This is a genomic window from Streptosporangium minutum (genome assembly GCF_002149035.1).
Taxonomy (GTDB): domain Bacteria; phylum Actinomycetota; class Actinomycetes; order Streptosporangiales; family Streptosporangiaceae; genus Streptosporangium; species Streptosporangium minutum.
Map to the genome: position 1 here is coordinate 1 of NZ_NGFP01000177.1, position 19498 is coordinate 19498.

A 19498-nucleotide genomic window follows, 5' to 3' on the forward strand; every position below is an offset into this window, starting at 1 on the left:
CGGCGGCTCCCTCCTCGCCCGCCCCCGGGCCCGGGGCGTCTCGCATATGCGTCGCGGGCGGCCTCCGTTCCGGTCCGGGGCCGCGCGTCCCTCCGGGCCCGGGTCGCCTCCCGCGCGCCACGGACGGGCCCGCCCGGACGGCGCCCGGGGCGGGCCGCTCCCGCGCCGGGAATTTGCCCGTGTCACAGCAGGTCCTGCGGATGTTGCAGGCATGTGGAGTGACGATTCGGGCAGTCCACTTGAAGGGTGCGATACCTACTCATGGGTTAAGGAAGAACACACCCCACCCCGCCAGTGGTCTACACCAATTTGGGTCCGATAGGGTTCGTGGTTGAGGTTTCAGCCCGCCCCAAGTCGCCGGTCCGGTGGACCGGCGCACCGACGTACGAGGAGATCGGCACCGTGACCATCCGCGTAGGCGTCAACGGATTCGGCCGCATCGGCCGCAACTTCTGGCGTGCGGTCGCTGCCAGCGGCAAGGACATCGAGATCGTCGCGGTCAACGACCTGACCGACAACGCCACGCTCGCCCACCTGCTCAAGTACGACAGCATCCTCGGCCGTCTGCCGTACGAGGTGAAGAGCACCGCCGACGAGATCGTCGTCGACGGCAAGGCGATCAAGGCCTTCGCCGAGCGCGACCCCGCCAAGCTGCCCTGGGGCGACCTGGGTGTGGACGTCGTGGTGGAGTCCACCGGCTTCTTCACCGACGCCAACAAGGCCCGGGTGCACGCCGAGAACGGCGCCAAGAAGGTCATCATCTCGGCTCCGGCCAAGAACGAGGACGTCACCATCGTGATGGGCGTCAACCACGACAAGTACGACCCGGCCAACCACACGATCATCTCCAACGCCTCGTGCACCACCAACTGCCTGGCTCCGCTGGCGAAGGTCCTCAACGACACCTTCGGCATCGAGAAGGGCCTGATGACCACGGTCCACGCCTACACGCAGGACCAGAACCTGCAGGACGGCCCGCACAGCGACCTGCGCCGCGCCCGCGCCGCCGCGCTGAACATCGTGCCGACCTCCACCGGCGCGGCCAAGGCCATCGGCCTGGTGCTGCCCGAGCTCAAGGGCAAGCTCGACGGTTTCGCGCTGCGCGTGCCGATCCCCACCGGCTCGGCCACCGACCTCACCGTCGAGGTTGGCCGTGAGACCACGGTGGAAGAGGTCAACGCCGCGTTCAAGGCCGCCGCCGAGGGGCCGTTCAAGGGTTACCTGACCTACACCGAGGACCCGATCGTCTCCTCCGACATCGTCACCGACCCGTCCTCCTGCATCTTCGACGCGGGCCTGACCAAGGTGATCGGCAACCAGGTCAAGGTCGTCGGCTGGTACGACAACGAGTGGGGCTACTCCAACCGCCTGGGCGACCTCATCGAGCTGGTCGGCGCCGACCTCTGATGAAGGATCTGTCTGAGTTCGACGTGAAGGGTCGGCGCGTCCTCGTCCGCGCCGACCTCAACGTCCCCCTCGACGGGGACGTCATCACCGACGACGGACGCATCCGGGCCTCGGTGCCGACGATCAGGGAGCTCGCCGACAAGGGCGCGCGCGTCGTCGTCTGCGCCCACCTGGGACGCCCGAAGGGTGAGCCCAACCCGCAGTATTCGCTGGCCCCCGTGGCCAAGCGGCTGGGCGAGCTGCTGGACGCCGAGGTCGTCTTCGCGATCGACGTGGTCGGGGAGTCGGCCCAGAGCGCCGTGAAGGCCCTTCAGGACGGCCAGGTGGCCCTGCTGGAGAACCTGAGGTTCGAGCCGGGCGAGGAGTCCAAGGACGACGCCCTGCGGGCCGCCTTCGCCGAGAAGCTGGCCGTCCTGGCCGAGGTCTACGTCGGCGACGGCTTCGGCGCCGTGCACCGCAAGCACGCCAGCGTCTACGACGTGCCGCTGCTGCTGCCGCACGCGGCGGGCAGGCTGGTCGTGGCCGAGGTCGAGGTGCTCAAGAAGCTGACCGACGACCTCGCCAGGCCGTACGCCGTGGTGCTGGGGGGCGCCAAGGTCTCCGACAAGCTCGGCGTGATCGGCAACCTGCTCACCAAGGTCGACAGGCTGCTCATCGGCGGCGGCATGGCATACACCTTCCTGGCGGCCCAGGGCTACGAGGTGGGCCAGTCACTGCTGCAGAAGGACCAGCTCGACCAGGTGCGCGGCTTCCTCAACGAGGCGGCCAAGCGCGGCGTGGAGCTCGTCCTGCCAGTAGACGTGCTGGCGGCCACCGAGTTCGCCGAGGACGCCGAGTACGAGGTGGTCGACGCCACCGCGATCCCGGCCGACCGGCAGGGGCTCGACATCGGCCCGCGCAGCCGCGAGCTGTTCGCGAGCAAGCTGGCCGACGCCAGGACCGTGTTCTGGAACGGCCCGATGGGCGTCTTCGAGTTCGAGGCGTTCTCCGGCGGAACCCGGGCCGTCGCCGAGGCGTTGGTCCAGTCGGAGGCCTTCACCGTCGTCGGCGGCGGTGACTCGGCCGCGGCCGTGCGCAAGCTCGGCCTCCCCGAGGACGGGTTCTCGCACATCTCCACCGGTGGCGGCGCCAGCCTCGAATACCTGGAAGGCAAGACCCTGCCCGGACTCGTCGCGTTGGAGGCATAGGAGTGGACCGACGCAGTGAGCATCGTGCCGTCCGGACGTGCCCGCGGCACGGAGGCACGGCAGGGACAGGCGATTCCGCCAGCACGCGAGGAGCGAGGACCGACAGGTGACCACGGCGCGTAAACCGCTCATGGCCGGCAACTGGAAGATGAACCTCAATCATCTTGAGGCCATCGCCCACACCCAGAAGCTGGCGTTCGCACTGAACGACAAGGACTTCGACAGGGTCGAGGTGGCGGTTCTGCCGCCGTTCACCGATCTGCGCAGCGTGCAGACCCTGGTGGACGGCGACAAGCTGCGGATCGTGTACGGCGGGCAGGACCTGTCGCCGCACGACGGCGGCGCCTACACCGGCGACGTCTCCGGGGCGATGCTCGCCAAGCTCGGCTGCACCTTCGTCCTGGCGGGGCACTCCGAGCGCCGGCAGTACCACCACGAGGACGACGACCTGGTCAACGCCAAGGTGCAGGCGGCCTACCGGCACTCGCTCACGCCGATCCTGTGCGTGGGGGAGGGCCTGCCGGTCCGTCAGGCCGGCGGCCAGGTGGCCCACAGCGTCTCGCAGCTCGACGGGGCGCTGCGCAAGGTCACCGCGGAGCAGGCCAAATCCGTCGTGCTGGCCTACGAGCCGGTCTGGGCGATCGGCACCGGCGAGGTGGCCACTCCGGCCGACGCGCAGGAGGTCTGCTCGGCACTGCGTGTCCGACTCGCCGAGCTGTATGACGGCGAGGTGGCCGCCGCTGTCCGTATCCTTTACGGTGGCTCGGTCAAATCTGACAACATCGCCGGCATCATGGCCCAGCCCGATGTGGACGGCGCGCTGGTGGGTGGCGCCAGTCTGGATCCGGGCGAGTTCGTGAAGATCTGCCGCTTCGGCGAAATGTCCGTCTGAGTAGGCCGTTCGGAGGGTACGACTTGACAGCACGTCGTACCCTCTTAGAGCAAGTTTGAATCGTCACGCCATAGGCGTCGTACAAGGGTCGCGCCCGGACGCGGGCCGCGCGTAAATAGGGAACAGGTCAACGGTGACAATCGGAATCTCCATCGCCCTCATTCTGGCGAGCATGCTGATGATCCTGCTTGTGCTGCTTCACAAGGGCAAGGGCGGTGGTCTGTCGGATCTGTTCGGTGGCGGTTTCTCGTCGTCGTTCGGAGGCTCCTCGGTCGTGGAGCGCAACCTTGACCGGCTCACCATCATCACCGGTGTTGTCTGGTTCGTGTGCATCATCGCGCTGGGCCTGCTCCTTAAGCCCTGACCCTTAAGCCCTGACCTGGCTTTTGCGAAGCGTGACAGTGGTTCAGCCCCCCGCATCCAACCGAGCGGCGGGGCCATCGAGCGAGGAGTTCATCCGTGGGTAGTGGCAACGCGATCCGTGGCAGCCGTGTCGGCGCGGGCCCGATGGGGGAGGCGGAGCGTGGCGAGGCGGCTCCCCGTGTAAGGGTCCCGTTCTGGTGCGCGAATATGCATGAGACGCGTCCCAGTTTCGCCAGCGACGCGGCCGTGCCGGAGTTCTGGGACTGCCCCCGGTGTGGTCTCCCTGCCGGTCAGGACGAGGCCAACCCGCCCGCGCCGCCGCGTAACGAGCCTTACAAGACGCACCTCGCCTACGTGAAGGAGCGTCGCAGCGACAAGGACGGCGCCCAGATCCTGGCCGAGGCTCTGGAGCGCCTGCGCTCCTCCTCGCGCCCGATCTACTAGGCACGGCACGCCGGAGGCCCCCGTGGAACCGTCCACGGGGGCCTCCGGCATGTTCCGGCGAGACCACCCGGTGGGACAGGAAGGGAGTCCGGGAGCCGTCCACGGGGGCCGTCGTGCCCACCGGGAATTGGATCTTCCTCGGGACTCCGGGTAGCGTGCGCGGGGCCGTCGAGCGCTTCGGCGCGGCCGGGGCGCACGAATGACCGCAATGCTGGAAGGACACGCACGTATATGAACGCCGGAAACCGTCGCCCCCTGCGGATGCTCGTCACGGGAGGGGGGACCGGCGGCCACACCTACCCCGCGCTGACCACCGTCGCGGCCGTCCGCGAGCAGGCCGCCGCCCGCGGGCTCGACCTCGACGTGCTCTGGGTGGGCACGGCCACCGGCCTGGAGGCCCGCATCGCCGTCGAGCACGGCATCCCGTTCCGGGCGATCAAGGCGGGCAAGCTGCGGCGCTCGCCCAGCCCGCGCGAGCTGCTCACCAACCTCGCCGACATGTTCCGGATCCCGGTCGGGGTCATGCAGGCGTTCGGCGTCGCCGCCCGCTACCGCCCCGACGTGGTGCTGTCCACCGGAGGGTACGTGTGCGTGCCGCTGGGGGTCGCCTCCCGGATGCTCGGACGTCCGCTCGTGATGCACGAGCAGATCACCGCGCTCGGCCTGGCCAACCGCATCCTGGCGCGCTTCGCCACCCGGATCGCGCTCACCCACCCCTCGTCGATCGAGCACCTGCCCGCTTCGGCGCGGGAGCGGGCCGTGGTCACCGGCAACCCCGTCCGGCCCCACCTGCTGAACGGCAACGCCCCGTCCGGCCGGTGGCACTTCCGTCTCTCACCCGAGCTGCCCCTCGTCTACGTGACCGGCGGCGCCCAGGGGAGCCGCCAGATCAACACCATGATCGAGGCGATCCTGCCCTCGCTGCTCACCCGTGCGCAGGTGCTCCACCAGTGCGGTCCCGACTGGATCGACCAGCTCACCCGGACCGCGGCGGGACTGCCCGGCGAGCTCGCGGGACGCTACCAGCCGGTTCCCTACGTCGGCGACGAACTGGCCCACGTGCTCGCCGCCGCCGACATCGTGGTCTCCCGCAGCGGTGCGGGCACCCTCGCCGAGCTGACCGCCGTGGGCAAGCCGTCCGTCCTGATCCCCCTGATCCCGTCCGCGGGGGACGAGCAGCGTCAGAACGCCCGTTACCTGGTCGAGGCGGGAGCGGCTCGGGCGCTCCTCGAAAGCGGGCCCCAGGCCGGCCAGCTCCTCGCGGAACTCGACATCCTGCTCGCCGACCCGGAGGCCCGCGTCACCATGGCCAAGGCCGCCCGGTCGCTCGGCCGTCTCGACGCCGCCGACGCCCTGGCCCGGGTGATCCTCCAGGAGGCGGACGCCGCCGGATCCAGGTGATCCGCCGCCCCCGGCCGGACCGGCCCGCGTCCGCCGTGCGGTCGCCCCCGAGCCGGGGGGCGGCTCCGGCGGCGGTGGGACACGGCCGCGCCCGGTTTCACGGTTCGACGAGGCCGGCGCGGATGGCGTAGCGGGTCAGATCGAGCCGGTCGCGCATGCCGAGCTTCTGCAGGATGTTCGCGCGGTGCCGATCGACGGTCTTCACGCTGATGACCAGTGTCTCGGCGATCTCCTTGGCGGAGTTGCCCTCGGCGATCAGCTTGACGATCTCCTCCTCGCGGGGCGTCAGGATGCTCTCGGGCACGCGCTCGCCCCGCCGGACGCGCTGCAGGTAGTCGCGGATGAGCGCGGTGATCGCGCCGGGGTAGAGGAAGGGTTCGCCCCGCATCGCCGCCCGGCAGGCCTCCAGGAGGTCACGGTCGGCGACCGACTTGAGCACGTAGCCCGAGGCGCCCGCCTTGAGCGACTCGAAGAAGTACTGCTCGTTGTCGTACATGGACAGGATCAGGATGCGGATGCCCGGGAAGCGCCGGGAGATCTCCCGGGCCGCCTGGATGCCGGTCATGCGCGGCATCGCGATGTCCAGGACGGCCAGGTCGACGTCACCGGCGGAGGCGGCCTCGACGGCCTCGGCGCCGTCGGCCGCCTCCGCGACGACCATGAGATCGGGTTCGGCGTCGAGGATCAGCCGGAGTCCGTGGCGGACCAGGGCGTGGTCGTCGGCCAGCAGGATCCGTGTCTTGGGCGTGTCCACGGGGTTCAGCTCCGTTCCGCCGCGTCGGGTATGACCAGGCGTACGTCGGTGCCGCCGCCGGGCGCGGAGGCGAGGGTCAGGCGGGCGCCGATGAGCAGGGCCCGCTCGCGCATGCCGCGGATGCCGGCCCCCTCCTGGAGCGCACCACCCCGCCCGTCGTCGGTGATGCGCAGTGTCAGGTCGCCGGCTTGCGCGGTCAGCGACAGCTCCACACGGGTGGCGCGGGCGTGCCTGGCCACGTTCGTGAGGCTCTCCTGGGCGATCCGGTAGAGGACGAGCTCGACGTCCCCGCTCAGGGCCGGCAGACCGGGATCGACCCTGCGGGTGACCGGCACCCCGCTGACCGCTGAGAAGTCGCTGCTCAGGGCGCTCAGCGCGCTCTGCAGCCCGAGATCCTCCAGGACGCCGGGGCGCAACCGGCGGGCGACCTGCCGTACCTCGTCGAGGCTGGAGCGGACCGTCTCCTGGACGGTGTGCAGCTCCTCGCGGAGGTCGTCGGGTGCCCGGTCGGCCGCGCGCCTCAGGCCGAGGAGCACCACGGTGAGGCTCTGTCCGATCTCGTCGTGCAGCTCGCGCGCGATGCGCTGCCGCTCGCCTTCCTGGGCGGCCAGGGCGTGCGCGCTGCTCGCGCTGCGCTCCGCCTCGAGCCGATCCAGCATCGCGTTGAAGGTGTCGATGAGGTGCGTGAGATCACCGTTGCCGCTGTCGGTGAGCCGGTCGCCGCTCCGCAGCAGGTCGACACGTTGCATCAGCGCGGCGAGCGCGTCGAGCGGCGCCAGGCTGGCGCGCAGCAGCAGCGCGTTCGCGGCGACGATCAGCGCCAGCCCGACCGTCAGGACCGGTACCTCGGCCAGCAGAACCGGTGAGGACACCGTGGCCGGGGAGAGCGCGAGCACGAGCGTCCCGACCGTGAACACCAGCCCGTTGATCACGAACAGCCGCCGGAACAGCGCTCGCGCGGGGGTCCGCGCGCGTGGCGCGGCCCGCGGTCCGTCGCTCTGCCGGTCGGGGTGGTCGCTCATCTCACCAGCCTCGTCGTCGTGGAGTGCGGTTGTCCATGGGGGCGGCCTCCCATCACCGTGTCCCGCCTACAGGTCCTACCCCTCCCTGAATGGGTGCTGGACCTGATGGCGGCGGGGGCGCCGCCACCGCCAGACTGGGGCGACAGGCGCCGCGCGCAGGAGAGACGTGACGGCCGTGGTCGCCGCCGAGCGGTCACGGCCCGTGTTCCCGATTCACCGAGCCCCCACGAACGGAGGAGTCCGCGAAGTGGACATCACCCGCACCACCGTGCCCGGCACCGGCGTCGTGCACCACTGCGTGACCCGGGGAGGACAGCGCTTCGGCGTGCTGGTGGACGACGCCGACCGCCGCCGGCTCCTCATCTACGATCCCGCCGACCTCGACGTGCCACTGCAGTGCATCACCATGGAGCACGACGAAGCCGACCGGGTCGCCGAGATCCTGCACAGCCGCCCCATCCCCGACCGGCTCGCCGCCCTCGAACGCCGTTTCGCCGAAATCGCAGGGGAGGCGCCGTGACCGGCCGCGGCCCGGCGGCCCGGGGCGGGGCGGGACTCAGGTGGCCGTCGTGAGCCGGTCGCGCAGGTAGTCCCGCAGCGCCACGGCGTTGTTGTGCTCGGTGTCCTTGGCCGCATAGAGAAGCGTGAGGTGCCCCTTGCGGGCGGCCTCCAGCAGCGGGCGCAGGGCGTCCGGGGCGCGGTCCAGCTCCTGGTGGTAGCGGCGGCGGAACTCCTCGAAACGCTCCGGGCGATGGCCGAACCAGCGGCGCAGATCCGGCGAGGGGGCGACGTCGCGGACCCACCCGTCCAGCTTGAGGTCCTCCTTGCGGACGCCGCGCGGCCACATCCCGTCCACGAGGAAGACCGCCCCCTCGGCGGGCTCCGCGTCGTACACCCGTCTGATGACGATGTCCCCCATATCCCGTGCCTACCCGTGCCGGCTGTTCCGAAGCGGGCGGGCTGGTGCGGCATATCAGGAAGGTCCGTAATATACGGATCTTCCTGATGTGTTTGTGACTTGGGGGCCCAAAGTGACAACCAGTATGACCGGCTTGACCCGCCGCCGCCTTCTGCAGGCGGGCGCCGGAGTCGTTCCCGCCCTGGCACTGGGCGCGAGCCCCGCGCGGGCGGCCGCGGTTCCGATCGTCAGCGGGGTCGTCCCCGCGGCGCTGGCGGGCTTCGACGCCGCGGTGAAGAAGTACGTCACCGAGCGCCAGATCAGCTGCGCGCAGCTCACGGTGGCGCGGAAGGGCAAGATCCTGCTGGCGCGCGGCTACGGCACCTACACCGTCCCCGGCGCCTCGGGCACCGGTCTGCAGAGGGGGGCAATCCGCTACATGCGCGTGCAGCCGACCTCGCTGTTCCGGGTCGCGAGCCTGAGCAAGCACATCACCTCGGCGGCGATCATGCGGCTGGTCCAGGACGGCAAGCTCAGCCTGTCCGCGCCGGTCACCACGGTGCTGGGCCTGTCGGCCGAGGCCGACCCCCGGCTGGAGCAGGTGACCGTGCTCCGCCTGATGCAGCACCTGGGCGGCTGGGACCGCGCCGCGTCCAAGGACCAGCTCTGGATCGACCACACGATCTCCGCCACGCTGGACGTCCCGCTGCCGATCGGCCACGCCGACATCATCCGCTACGCCACCGCGCGGCCACTGGACTTCGACCCCGGCTCGAAGATGGTCTACAGCAACTACGGCTACATGCTGCTCGGCCGGATCATCGAGAAGGTCTCCGGCATGAGCTACGAGTCCTACGTCAAGCAGAAGCTCCTGGCGCCCGTGGGCATCACCCGGATGCGGCTGGGCCGCAGCCTCCGGGCGGAGTCTCCCGCCAGTGAGGTGGGCTACGCCTCGAAGTACACCGCCAAGTCGGTGGTGGACACCTCCGGCGCCGTCGTGCCGTACCCCTACGGGGGCTTCAACATGCCCAACCAGGACGCCAACGGCGGCTGGCTGGCCTCCGCCGTCGACCTGGTGAAGTTCGCCATGATCTTCGACGCCGCCGGCCCCGTGCTCAACGCGGCCTCGATCGCCAAGATCTTCGCCAAGCCCGAGACCGGGGTCAACGCGGGCGGGGCGTGGTACGGCGGCGGCTGGTGGGTGCGCTCGAACGGCAGCGGGCTCAACACCTGGCACAACGGCTCGATGCCCGGCACGTTCAGCTTCCTGGCCCGGATACAGAACGGCGTCAGCTACTGCGCCGTGTTCAATCGCCGCGAGGAGGAGGGCACGCCCGACTTCGACTCGATCGACCCGCTGCTCGGCAAGGCGGCGGGCGCCGTGACCACGTGGCCGACCACCGACCTCACCCCGAACTACTTCTGAGCCCCGGACCGCTTCTGAGCCCCGGACCGCTTCTGAGCCCCGGACCGCTTCTGAACCCGGACCGCTTCTGAACCCGGACCGCTTCTGAGACGGGATCCCGCCGGGCGGGCCGCCGCTCCGGCGGCGCGCCCCCGTGGGTTCCCGGACGGCGGCGGGTGAGGCGGAAGCCGGCTTCGCCGTACGGGACGCCGTTGCCACGGCCGGTGCCCCGTGGCGCGGTGAACGCGGTGAACGCGGAGAGCCCGGTCAGCCGGACGTCCCGGCCTCAAGGATCGAGACGATGGAGAAGAGGGTGAAGCACACCGCGCCCAGTCCCACCATCACCCGCGCGGGGATGAAGAACTGCGGATCGGTGACGGCGGCCTCGAACAGGAAGGCGGAGAAGAACAGGCAGGTCAGCGCGGTGACGATCGGCAGGATGGGGATACGGTTGGCGAGCGGGAAGGAACGGCGCCACACCAGGGCCAGCAGGAGCGCCTTGGACAGGATGCTGAAGCAGACCAGCGCGAGGCCGATCAGGATGAAGCCGGGCGCGATGCGGTAGGGCCTGTCGGAGCCCAGCAGGACGTACAGGCCCAGCACGAGGTTGATCGTCCCCATGGCGATGACCAGCCAGCTCCACCGGTACCGCTCGGCTTCGCCGAAGGTGTTGCGGACCTGGCGGACGATGCTCGCCACCAGGGCGGTCAGGCTGGCGCAGATCGCCGCCAGCCCGAAGACGACGTGTCCGGCGATGTAGCCGGCGCTTCCTCCCCGGGCGAAGAGGACGAAGGCGAGGACGAACCCCACGATGGCGCAGATTATCGGGATCGCCACCAGCACCAGGCCCACCTCCCGCAGGTAGGCGCCCTCCGGGGGGCCGTCCTCCGGGCTGCCGGCGGCGTTGACCGGGATGAGGGCGAAGGCCGTGGAGGCCGTGGCCACCGTACTGACGCAGACGGCGATGAGGCCGACGCCGAGGACGACGTGGCCGCCGACGACGAACTCGGCGGCGTCGCCCCGGAGCACGATGGCGACACCCCAGCCGATGGTGACGAGTGCGACGAGGTAGCCCGACAGCGGCAGCGCGATACGCCAGAACAGGCTGTAACGGTGGATCAGCTGGCGGATGATCGTCGCGGCGGTGGTGAAGAGCGCGTAGCAGATCGCGGTCAGCGCGATGTTCACATGACCTGCGACGAAGTGGTTGGCGTCCGCGCCGCCGCTGTTGATGTAGAGGCCGTAGGCAAGACAGACCGCCCCGAACACCAAAGGTATGGCGCGAAACAGGACGCTCACCGCGAAGTTCATGGATCCTCCAGGCGACTCCACCGTGCGGCCTGCTCCGGCCGCCGATGTCCCACGTTGTCGCGTCTCATCCCAACGTAACCCGTTGACCTGCGCTTTCATGCGGAGGCTCGCCCGTGGCGCCCTTTCTGGCGATCACGAGAAGTCGCGGTGGGCGGATGGAGCGGCGATCGTGGAGTTCCGGGTGGGACGCTTGACCCGCTCGGTGGCGGTGGCTCCGCCGCAGGCCGGCAGCAGTACGTCCTCGACCAGCCGGCCAACCGGCCCTCCCCGAGCACGCTCCTAGGTTTTCGGATCCTTTCCGGCATCGAAAGCCCGCCGGGGCACTGTCGGTCCACGACCGTGAGCGGTCAGCCGTCGAACTGAACTTCGGAATACGAAAGACGCTCGACCGGGAAACTCCAGCCGAGCGCCTCGCCGTACCTCTCGCTGACAGTAAGTGATCACTTTGTCACGGCGACCCCGAGAGTGCCCACTCGAAACATGAGGGATTTCCTTGCATTTTGGCGATGCCGGAGAACGGGCACCTGTCACCAGACGCCGTACGAGCAGGCCTTTTCTCCGCTGGCATAATTCTTGATGCAAACGCGAGATCCTGCGTCTGTGCCGTTCCAGTGATACCCGCTCCACTTGGTTTCGGAGATTATCCGGTTGATGTCGCTCACGCGAGTCCAGTTGTACTGGAGGCTGCCGTCGCTGTTGTAGCGCTTGCGCTCCAGCCAGCCCTCACATACCTGAGCGCTGCTACCGAGATTCCAGCTCCTGAAAACGCCGCGGACATAGCCATCGGAAGCTCTCACTTCGGTATAGGCGTCGCAGTAGATTCTGTCGGCGCTGGCGGGAGTGAACAGGAGCCTCGCCCACACCTCGCTCTCGCTTCTGTCGGCGGCGGCGGGATTTGCCACAACAATTGCGAGAAGGGCTGCGAACAGCAGCGACAGGCCGGCTCGAACCTTCATGGATTGTCCTCCATCGCATCGACTAATTTCCGGGAATCGTGTCATCCCAAACCCGGCACGGCAAGACGGGGGTGGATGTGATGTGGATCACACCATAAGCATTTGATCGTTCCATTTCGCATCGGGTCCGGCTTCTTTCCCGGGCAATGAAAAAAAGCCACATCTCTCACGGCGGATTTGAGGGATCGCTACAAAATGGTGATCACTCACCGGCGGCGAGGAGCACGGGGCTCCTTGGCGGGCGAGGTACGGGTGCCGAGGTCGTCCCACACCACTGGCGAACCGCCAAGCTGCCGGTGAACGGCATCGAAGAACGCCGCGAGCAGAGGACCGGTGATCGCGAGGACCGGTCCGACGGTGCCGGTGGCAGTGGTCGGAGCCGGCCTCGGCCGCCTCTCTTGTGGGAAAGGTCAGCGGCGGTAGACGAGCTCCCCGCCGACGAACGTCATCGCGACCTGGGTCCGCCAGATGTCGGAGGCGGGCTCGGCGAACGGATCGCGGTCCAGGACGACCAGGTCGGCGCGGTTGCCCGGGGTGATCGTGCCGGCGTCGTCGTCGTGGTTGATCCACGCCGAGCCCGCGGTGTAGGCGGTCAGCGCCGTGGCCAGGTCCAGGCTCTGGCCGGGCAGGAACGGGGTCTGCGCCGTCGGGTAGTCCGCGTGGACCGAGCCGCCCGGCTCGGTGCGGTTGACCGCCACGTGCATGCCCTGGATCGGGTCGGCGATGGAGACCGGCCAGTCGCTGCCCGCGCAGAACCGGGTGCCCGCCCGCAGCAGGTCGGCGAACGGGTACTGCCAGGCCGAGCGCTCGTCGCCCAGGAACGGGATCGTCAGCTCGTCCATCTGGGCGTGGTGGGTGGCCCACAGCGGCTGCAGGTTGGCCGTCACGCCGAGCGCGGCGAAACGCGGCACGTCGGACGGCTCGATGATCTGCAGGTGCGCGATGTGGTGCCGGTTGGCCGGGTCGGTCCCCTCGAAGCTGTCCAGCGCCTCGCGGACGGCACGCTCGCCGATCGCGTGGAAGTGCACCTGGAAGCCGTGCCGGTCCAGCTCGGCGACGTACTCCTTCAGCAGGGCGGGATCCACGTAGGACAGGCCGGTGCCGCCGCAGCGGCAGTAGGGCTCGATCACCGCGGCGGTGAAGTTCTCGGCGATGCCGTCCTGCATGATCTTCACCGAGGTGGCGCGGAACCGCTCAAGGCCCTCGGCGGCCTCGCGGCGCTCCATGAGCTCGGGGATCTGCTCGGCGCCGCGCGTGCGGTCCCACCAGAGCGCGCCCACGACCCGGGCCTTCAGCCGTCCGGAGGCCGCCGCCGCGATGTAGGTGGGCAGCTGGTCGTCGGAGCCCGCGTAGGAGCCGACGATGGCGTCCTGCCAGCCGGTGATGCCCTGGGAGAACAGATGGGCCTGGGCCTCCACCAGCGCGTCGGACAGGTCCCGCGCCGTGGGACGCGGGGTGAGCAGGCCCACCAGGTCCATCGCGCCCTCGTGCAGCACGCCGCTCGGCGTGCCGTCCGCGTCGCGCTCGATCCGGCCGTCGGCGGGGTCGGGGGTGTCGCGGGTGATCCCGGCGAGCTCCAGCGCCCGGGTGTTGACCCAGGCGGCGTGGTGGTCGCGCTGGATCAGGTAGACCGGGCGGTCGACGGAGTCGAGCTGGGAGCGGTGCGGGAGACCGCCGGGGAAGGCGGCCATGTCCCAGCCGCCGCCGTCGATCCACTCGTGGCCCGGGTGCGCCCGGGCGTAGGCGCCGATCCGCTCCAGATACTCCGGCAGGCCGTAGACCTCGGCCAGGTCGCACTTGGCCCGTTCCAGACCGGCCTGGACCGGGTGGATGTGGGAGTCGGTGAAGCCGGGGGTCAGCAGGCCGCCGTCCAGGTCGACGGTCTCGTGGCCGGGGGCCGCCCGCCGTACGACGTCGGAGTCGGCGCCCACGGCGGCGATCCGGCCGTCGCGGACCAGCACCGCCTCGGCGAAGGCGTCGGCGGCGAGGAAGGCCCGCCCGCCCCGGAACAGGATGTCGCTCACTCGGTCACCATAGAGGTGTCGGCCGGGCAGGTCATGGCGCTCTCCTCAGCGTCCGGTGATGGTGTCGGCGACGCGTGCCAGGACGGAGGTGCGGCCGAGCCCGGCCTTCTCCCTCGCGTCGGCCCGCCGGTACAGGTCGTACATGGTGTGCACGCCGATCCATCGCAGCGGTTCCACCTCCCAGCCTCGCACCTTGCGGTCCACCCAGGGCAGCGTGGTCAGCTCCGTGTCCTCGCGCAGGATCAGGTCGCGCAGGGTACGGCCGGCCAGGTTGGCGGTGGTCACCCCGTGCCCGGTGTAGCCGCCCGCCCAGCCGACCCCGGTGACCGGGTCGACGTGCACGGTGGCGCACCAGTCGCGGGGCACGCCCAGCACCCCGGACCAGGCGTGCGCCACCCTGGAGGCCCTTAGCGCGGGGAACATGCCGGTCAGCAGCTCCCACAGCGCCTCGACGGTCCACTCGTGGGTGTGGCCCCTGTCGTCCACGCGGGAGCCGTACAGGTAGGGCTTGCCGCGGCCGCCGAACGCGATGCGGCCGTCCGCGGTGCGCTGGGCGTACATGTAATAGTGCGCCATGTCGCCGAGCAGCTCGCAGCCCTCCCAGCCGATCGCGTCCCACAGGTCGCCCAGCGGCTCGGTGACGATCATCGAGCTGTTCATCGGCAGCCAGGCCCGGTGGTACTGCTTCAGCTCGGAGGTGAAGCCCTCGGTGGCGCGGATGACGTAGTCGGCGCGGACCGTGCCGTACGGCGTGCGGGCCTCGCGCGGGACGATCTCGGTGACGGGGGTGCGCTCGAAGATCTCCACCCCCAGGTCACGCACGGTCCGTGCCAGGCCGCGGACCAGCTTGGCGGGCTGGATCCGGGCGCAGTGCGGGCTCCAGATCGCGTTGACCGCCCCGTCGACCCTCAGCCGGCTCTCCCGCTCGGCCGCGTCCAGCAGCCGGACGTCCTCCTCGGTCCAGCCCCAGTGGCGCTCGTGGGCGAGCAGCTGGTGCAGCCGCCGGTCCTGGGCGGCGTTGGTGGCGACCGTGGTGACGCCGCCCTTGACGATGTCGGCGTCGATGCCCTCGTCCCCGGCGACCGCGATGACCTCGTCGATCGTGTCGAACATGATCCGCTGGAGCCGCTTGGCCGCGTCCACGCCGTGGGTCCGCGCGTAGCGCTCGGGGGTGCCCGCCAGCTCACCCACCAGCCAGCCGCCGTTGCGCCCGGACGCGCCGTACCCGGCGAACTCCTTCTCCAGCACCACGACCCGCAGGCTCGGGCTGGCCTTCTTCAGGTAGTAGGCGGTCCACAGGCCGGTGTAACCGGCGCCGACGATCACCACGTCGGCGTCGCGGTCGCCGGCGAGGGGCTCGCCGGCCGTGGGGATGCCGAGGGAGCGGTACCAGAAGGAGACATCTCCATTGACGAAGTCCCCAGCCAGGGGAACACGCGTGCTCATGGCCTCATATCCTGCTATATCCGTCAATTGGAGCGCACCTTCCGACGGAAACCGTTGTAGAACCGCGTCATGAGTGATCTTCTCCGGCGTAACGGCGGGCTCACTCCTATGTAGCAGTCCTGTAACAGGACTCCGTCAGGCTGTGCTCGACGGAGGGAGCGTTCTGATGGGGTTTCTAAGGATTCGCACGACGGTGGACGAGCGGCCGGGACGGCTGGCCTCGCTGGCGGCCGCGCTCGCGGAGAAGGGCGGCAACATCCTGGGCATGAGCGTCCAGTCCGACGCGGACGGCACCGTGGACGAGTTCGTGGCGGAGATCCCCGCCGGTCCCGAGGTCGTCCGCGAGGCGCTGGAGGCGGCCGGCGGACGCCGGGTCAGGGTCGTCGCCGCCACCGCCCACCAGCTCACCGACGAGCCCACCCGTGCCCTCCTGCTCGCCTCCCGCCTGCGCGCGATGCCCTGGCGCCTGCCCGAGCTGCTGGGGGAGCTGCTGCGCGCCGACGACTCCCGCTGGGTCTACGGTTCAGACATGAGCGACCTGCCCGACCCGACGCTGCTGACCGTGCCGGTGGCCCCGCGCCGCGCCATCCGGGTGCGCCGGGCGGATCTGCCCTTCACCCTGACCGAGGCCGCCCGTGCCGCCTCCTTCGTACGGATGGCGCAGCCCCTGCCCCACCAGCCGGCGGGGACCGAGCGGGCCGTCAAGCTCTCCGACGGCAGCGAGACCCAGGTCCGCCCGCTCACGCCGCTCTACCGCGAGGCGGTCCGCGACCTGCACGACCGCTGCTCGCCCGAGGCGCGCCGGTTCCGCTACTTCACCTCCATGCCCGTGCTGCCGCCCCGCGTCTTCGACCGGCTCTGCGACCGCACCCGCGGTCACTCGCTGGTCGCCGGGCACGACGGCCAGGTGGTCGCGCTGGCCAACCTGATGTTCACTCCCGATCCAGGCATCGCCGAGATGGCCTTCCTGGTCGAGGACCGCTGGCAGGGCAGGGGGCTGGGCGCGGCGCTGGCCAGGATGATCGTCGGGGAGGCCCGCGACCTGGGCTTCGCCGAGGTCAAGGCCACCCTCCTGTCCGACAACGTGCGCATGCGCAGGCTCCTGGTCTCGCTCGGGGCGACCATGAGCTACACCGAGGACCCCGGCGTGGTGGAAGCCAGGCTGGCCGTGGGCGTGATGGCGACGGCATCCCCGAGTTGAACCCATCACCAGGCCCGACCGGTTCGAGATCACTCAGGGACCCGGACCGGAGAGGCCGCGTTCCGGGGCGGGTCGCTGCGACGGCCCGCCCCGGGAGACTCCCCGGCGCTTCCCCGGGGTGTCCCGCCGGTCCGGGGAAGATCCACCGGGTCCCGGGGTGACGTGCCGATCGCGGGGGTGATCCGCCGGTCCGCGTCCAGGACGCCGGTCCGCGTCCGGGGGCCCTACCCGTCGCGCGGGCCCGGGTCCGGAGGCGCGCCCATGGCGTCCAGCCGGCGCTCGATCCGGTCCAGGCTCTCCTGGATCCGCTCCAGCTTCGCGCCGGTCGAGGGCCCGAGACCGTAGAAGCCCTCCTCCGTGGTCAGGGGCCGGTCGGAGCCGCGCGGCCCGATGAGCGTGATCACCTGGGCGCGTACGGCCTCCAGCCGGGCGCCCTGCTTGGTGAGCGCCTGGGCCGCCACGCCCTCACCCTCGCGGATCAGGCCGAGCAGGATGTGCTCGGTGCCGATGTAGTTGTGGTGCAGGTTGAGGGCCTCCCGCAGGGACAGTTCCAGCACCTTCTTGGCGCGCGGGGTGAACGGGATGTGGCTGGGCGGGATCTCGCCGCCCTGGCCGATGATCTCCTCGACGTCGCTGCGCACCTGCCGATGCCCGATGCCCGACGCCCGCAGTGCGCGGCCGGCGACGCCGTCCTCCTCCGTGAGCAGGCCGAGCAGGAGGTGCTCGGTGCCGATGTGGTTGTGGCCGAGCCGCCGGGCCTCCTCCTGGGCCAGAACCACGACACGGCGGGCACGGTCTGTGAAGCGCTCGAACACGAGTGGCCTCCGTGGGGGGTGCCGAGTTCCTAGCACCCACTATGCGCCAGGTTTCTCGGTAAGAGGGGCATAGTGATGCAGAATCCTTTTCCGCCCTCCGTGGACATGCGGGCGGCCTCGAGCGCGTCCGGGGACGGGTGCCCGAGACCGCGCAGCAGCTCGCGGCGGTCCGGCGTCGCCGCCTGGCGGACATCGGCTGCCGGGAGGGCGTCGAAGTCCCCCGCCCGGATCCCGGCGCGTCCGAGGCCGGGCGTGCGGGCGCTCACGCGTCCTGCCCGGTGGTGCGCGCGGAGTCCAGGAACGCGGAGATCTGGGCGGCGCCGGTGCGCTCCAGCCAGGTGTGGAAGTCCATCGCGGCGGGGTGGATCCGCCGGGTGGCGGCGATGTCCGCGCGGTAGCCGCGCTCGTTGAGCCATTGGTTGGCGTAGGCGAAGTCCTCGCTGAGGCCCCGGATCGCCTCGATCGGGATCTGGACGTAGGGCAGCGGGACCCCGAGCGCCGCCCCGATGGCCTCGGCGACCTGCACCGGTGTGAGCTCGTCGGCGGCCAGGGAGACCGCCCGGCCGATCCATTCCTCCGGCCGGGCGGTCTCCCTGGCCACCGAGCAGGAGCCCGACGGCCCCGCCGAGGCCGACCGCCTGCTGGCGATCGCCATCGACGGCGTCCGCGCACACTGAGCCCGGCTCTCGTAAACGAGCGGTTCCGAGAGAAGATCCACAACCCCGCCCGCGCTGGACGGGACCCCGGGACGGGCGGCCTCCGCTCCGGCCGTCCCCGGCGTCCGCTCCGGCCCGTCTGACCAGACGGGCGGCCGTCCTCCGCCTCCGTTCCGGCTGTCAGGCCGGGCGGTCAGGGTAATTCTCACATTTACATGTGAGATTAATGCCTTTATCTACCCTGCGCCGCCATGGCGTGCGTAAGGTCGCCGCATGACGATCGACGCCTTCATCGACGCGCTCCCCAAGGTCGAACTCCATGTCCACCTGATCGGCTCCGCCTCCGTCCCCACCGTGCTGGAGCTCTCCCGGCGCCACCCCGGTAGCCGGGTGCCCGTCACCGAGGAGGAGCTGCGCGACTTCTACGCCTTCCGCGACTTCCCGCACTTCGCCGAGGTCTACGGGGCGGTCAACGCCCTGGTCCGCACCCCCGAGGACGTGGCGACGCTGGTGCTGGGCCTGACCCGGGACCTGGCGTCGCAGAACGCGCGCTACGTCGAGCTGACGGTCACCCCCTACGCCCACCACGTCGTCGGCATGCCCATGCGCGAGGTCACCGAGGCGCTCGACCTGGCCGCCCGGCGCTCCGCCGACGAGCACGGCGTCCGGGTCGGCTACATCTTCGACATCCCCGGCGAGTACGGAGCCGAGGCGGCCCGGATGACCCTGGACCACGCCCTGCAAGAACCTCCCCAGGCATTGGTAGGTTTCGGCATGGGCGGTATCGAGCAGGAACGCCCGCACCACCGGGACGCCTTCAGGGACGCCTTCCGCGCCGCCACCGCCGCCGGGCTGCGCAGCCTCCCGCACGCGGGTGAGATGAGCGGCCCGGAGACCATCTGGGAGGCACTCGACGGCCTGGGCGCCGAACGGATCGGCCACGGCATCGCCTGCCTGGACGACCCCCGGCTGGTCGCCCACCTCCGCGACACCCAGATCCCCCTGGAGGTCTGCCCCACCTCCAACGTCTGCACCGGCCAGGTCGCCCACATCAGCGAACACCCCCTCCCGCGCATGCTGGAGGAGGGCCTGTTCGTCACCCTGAACAGCGACGACCCGCCCATGTTCGCCACCACCCTCAGCGACGAGTACCGGATCGCCGCCGACGTCTTCGGCCTGGACCGGCGGGCGCTGGCGGGACTGGCCCGCAACGCCGTCAACGCCTCCTGCCTGGACGCGGCGGGCAGGCGGGAGATCCTCGCCGAGATCGACGCGCTGGCCGAGGCCCCCGCAACGTCCTGACCCCCGCCGTGCTC

The 19498-nt window shown here is 70.5% G+C and carries 18 protein-coding genes and 1 pseudogene; 10 read left to right on the forward strand and 9 right to left on the reverse strand.

Features of this window, described 5'->3' with window-relative positions; all coding sequences use genetic code 11:
- Window positions 1–402 precede the first annotated feature (402 nt).
- From gap to CA984_RS30395, 6 genes are all read left to right on the forward strand, one after another.
- On the forward strand, window positions 403–1407 hold the full coding sequence (gene gap / locus CA984_RS30370; protein ID WP_086576946.1) for a type I glyceraldehyde-3-phosphate dehydrogenase: 1005 nt from the start codon (window positions 403–405) through the stop codon (window positions 1405–1407).
- Complete coding sequence (locus CA984_RS30375) at window positions 1407–2594, forward strand: phosphoglycerate kinase (RefSeq protein WP_086576931.1); 1188 nt, start codon at window positions 1407–1409, stop codon at window positions 2592–2594. Before gap ends, CA984_RS30375 begins: the two co-directional genes overlap by 1 nt.
- A gap of 130 nt (window positions 2595–2724) precedes the next feature.
- On the forward strand, window positions 2725–3486 hold the full coding sequence (tpiA, locus tag CA984_RS30380) for a triose-phosphate isomerase (protein WP_242676260.1): 762 nt from the start codon (window positions 2725–2727) through the stop codon (window positions 3484–3486).
- Window positions 3487–3619: 133 nt separating this feature from the next.
- Window positions 3620–3850: a preprotein translocase subunit SecG gene (gene secG, locus CA984_RS30385; RefSeq protein ID WP_012892503.1), complete on the forward strand. Its 231-nt coding sequence runs from the start codon at window positions 3620–3622 to the stop codon at window positions 3848–3850.
- Window positions 3851–3945: 95 nt separating this feature from the next.
- On the forward strand, window positions 3946–4293 hold the full coding sequence (locus CA984_RS30390) for an RNA polymerase-binding protein RbpA (RefSeq protein WP_012892502.1): 348 nt from the start codon (window positions 3946–3948) through the stop codon (window positions 4291–4293).
- A gap of 231 nt (window positions 4294–4524) precedes the next feature.
- The gene (locus tag CA984_RS30395) at window positions 4525–5694 is read left to right on the forward strand and encodes a UDP-N-acetylglucosamine--N-acetylmuramyl-(pentapeptide) pyrophosphoryl-undecaprenol N-acetylglucosamine transferase (protein WP_086576933.1); all 1170 of its coding nucleotides are present in this window, start codon (window positions 4525–4527) and stop codon (window positions 5692–5694) included.
- Window positions 5695–5791: 97 nt separating this feature from the next.
- On the opposite strand, the gene CA984_RS30400 is transcribed toward CA984_RS30395, so the two are convergent.
- Both CA984_RS30400 and CA984_RS30405 read right to left on the reverse strand, forming a co-directional pair.
- Window positions 5792–6448, reverse strand: coding sequence for a response regulator (locus CA984_RS30400; protein WP_086576934.1), 657 nt, complete (start codon window positions 6446–6448; stop codon window positions 5792–5794).
- 5 nt (window positions 6449–6453) lie between these two features.
- A complete protein-coding gene (locus CA984_RS30405) occupies window positions 6454–7470 on the reverse strand; it encodes a sensor histidine kinase (RefSeq protein WP_086576935.1) in 1017 nt (338 codons plus the stop codon).
- Window positions 7471–7717: 247 nt separating this feature from the next.
- Here CA984_RS30405 and CA984_RS30410 point away from each other — a divergent pair, with 247 nt between their 5' ends.
- Window positions 7718–7990: a cation:proton antiporter regulatory subunit gene (locus CA984_RS30410; protein WP_086576947.1), complete on the forward strand. Its 273-nt coding sequence runs from the start codon at window positions 7718–7720 to the stop codon at window positions 7988–7990.
- Between the two features lie 36 nt (window positions 7991–8026).
- Here CA984_RS30410 and CA984_RS30415 read toward each other — a convergent pair whose 3' ends face one another.
- Window positions 8027–8389, reverse strand: a complete 363-nt coding sequence (locus CA984_RS30415) for a DUF488 domain-containing protein (protein ID WP_086576936.1) — start codon at window positions 8387–8389, stop codon at window positions 8027–8029.
- Window positions 8390–8513: 124 nt separating this feature from the next.
- On the opposite strand from CA984_RS30415, the gene CA984_RS30420 reads away from it, so the two are divergent.
- On the forward strand, window positions 8514–9794 hold the full coding sequence (locus CA984_RS30420) for a serine hydrolase domain-containing protein (RefSeq protein WP_165781472.1): 1281 nt from the start codon (window positions 8514–8516) through the stop codon (window positions 9792–9794).
- A gap of 246 nt (window positions 9795–10040) precedes the next feature.
- On the opposite strand, the gene CA984_RS30425 is transcribed toward CA984_RS30420, so the two are convergent.
- The 4 genes from CA984_RS30425 to CA984_RS30435 all read right to left on the reverse strand — a co-directional run bounded on the left by CA984_RS30425 (window position 10041) and on the right by CA984_RS30435 (window position 15510).
- Complete coding sequence (locus CA984_RS30425) at window positions 10041–11084, reverse strand: DUF2776 family protein (protein ID WP_086576938.1); 1044 nt, start codon at window positions 11082–11084, stop codon at window positions 10041–10043.
- A gap of 527 nt (window positions 11085–11611) precedes the next feature.
- Window positions 11612–12040: a hypothetical protein gene (locus CA984_RS45620; protein ID WP_133061820.1), complete on the reverse strand. Its 429-nt coding sequence runs from the start codon at window positions 12038–12040 to the stop codon at window positions 11612–11614.
- A 410-nt stretch (window positions 12041–12450) separates the two neighbouring features.
- Complete coding sequence (locus CA984_RS30430) at window positions 12451–14064, reverse strand: amidohydrolase (RefSeq protein WP_086576939.1); 1614 nt, start codon at window positions 14062–14064, stop codon at window positions 12451–12453.
- Window positions 14065–14109: 45 nt separating this feature from the next.
- The gene (locus CA984_RS30435) at window positions 14110–15510 is read right to left on the reverse strand and encodes an NAD(P)/FAD-dependent oxidoreductase (protein ID WP_086576940.1); all 1401 of its coding nucleotides are present in this window, start codon (window positions 15508–15510) and stop codon (window positions 14110–14112) included.
- A gap of 166 nt (window positions 15511–15676) precedes the next feature.
- On the opposite strand from CA984_RS30435, the gene CA984_RS30440 reads away from it, so the two are divergent.
- Window positions 15677–16711: a GNAT family N-acetyltransferase gene (locus tag CA984_RS30440; protein ID WP_086576941.1), complete on the forward strand. Its 1035-nt coding sequence runs from the start codon at window positions 15677–15679 to the stop codon at window positions 16709–16711.
- Between the two features lie 275 nt (window positions 16712–16986).
- Here the strand turns inward: CA984_RS30440 and CA984_RS30445 are convergent.
- Window positions 16987–17526: pseudogene (locus CA984_RS30445) on the reverse strand (Clp protease N-terminal domain-containing protein); the annotation flags it as partial.
- Window positions 17527–17788: 262 nt separating this feature from the next.
- A complete protein-coding gene (locus tag CA984_RS30455) occupies window positions 17789–18181 on the reverse strand; it encodes a hypothetical protein (protein WP_165781473.1) in 393 nt (130 codons plus the stop codon).
- 274 nt (window positions 18182–18455) lie between these two features.
- On the opposite strand from CA984_RS30455, the gene add reads away from it, so the two are divergent.
- Complete coding sequence (add, locus tag CA984_RS30460; protein WP_086576945.1) at window positions 18456–19484, forward strand: adenosine deaminase; 1029 nt, start codon at window positions 18456–18458, stop codon at window positions 19482–19484.
- The last annotated feature ends 14 nt before the right edge of the window (window positions 19485–19498 follow it).

Bases quoted from the DNA above. Each gene is read 5' to 3' on its own strand.
- CA984_RS30375 (WP_086576931.1), top strand. From the start codon at position 1,407: ATGAAGGATCTGTCTGAGTTCGACGTGAAGGGTCGGCGCGTCCTCGTC.
- tpiA (WP_242676260.1), top strand. From the start codon at position 2,725: ATGGCCGGCAACTGGAAGATGAACCTCAATCATCTTGAGGCCATCGCC.
- CA984_RS30395 (WP_086576933.1), top strand. From the start codon at position 4,525: ATGAACGCCGGAAACCGTCGCCCCCTGCGGATGCTCGTCACGGGAGGG.
- CA984_RS30405 (WP_086576935.1), bottom strand. From the start codon at position 7,470: ATGAGCGACCACCCCGACCGGCAGAGCGACGGACCGCGGGCCGCGCCA.
- CA984_RS30415 (WP_086576936.1), bottom strand. From the start codon at position 8,389: ATGGGGGACATCGTCATCAGACGGGTGTACGACGCGGAGCCCGCCGAG.
- CA984_RS30420 (WP_165781472.1), top strand. From the start codon at position 8,514: ATGACCGGCTTGACCCGCCGCCGCCTTCTGCAGGCGGGCGCCGGAGTC.
- CA984_RS30425 (WP_086576938.1), bottom strand. From the start codon at position 11,084: ATGAACTTCGCGGTGAGCGTCCTGTTTCGCGCCATACCTTTGGTGTTC.
- CA984_RS45620 (WP_133061820.1), bottom strand. From the start codon at position 12,040: ATGAAGGTTCGAGCCGGCCTGTCGCTGCTGTTCGCAGCCCTTCTCGCA.
- CA984_RS30435 (WP_086576940.1), bottom strand. From the start codon at position 15,510: ATGAGCACGCGTGTTCCCCTGGCTGGGGACTTCGTCAATGGAGATGTC.
- CA984_RS30440 (WP_086576941.1), top strand. From the start codon at position 15,677: ATGGGGTTTCTAAGGATTCGCACGACGGTGGACGAGCGGCCGGGACGG.
- CA984_RS30455 (WP_165781473.1), bottom strand. From the start codon at position 18,181: ATGGCGATCGCCAGCAGGCGGTCGGCCTCGGCGGGGCCGTCGGGCTCC.
- add (WP_086576945.1), top strand. From the start codon at position 18,456: ATGACGATCGACGCCTTCATCGACGCGCTCCCCAAGGTCGAACTCCAT.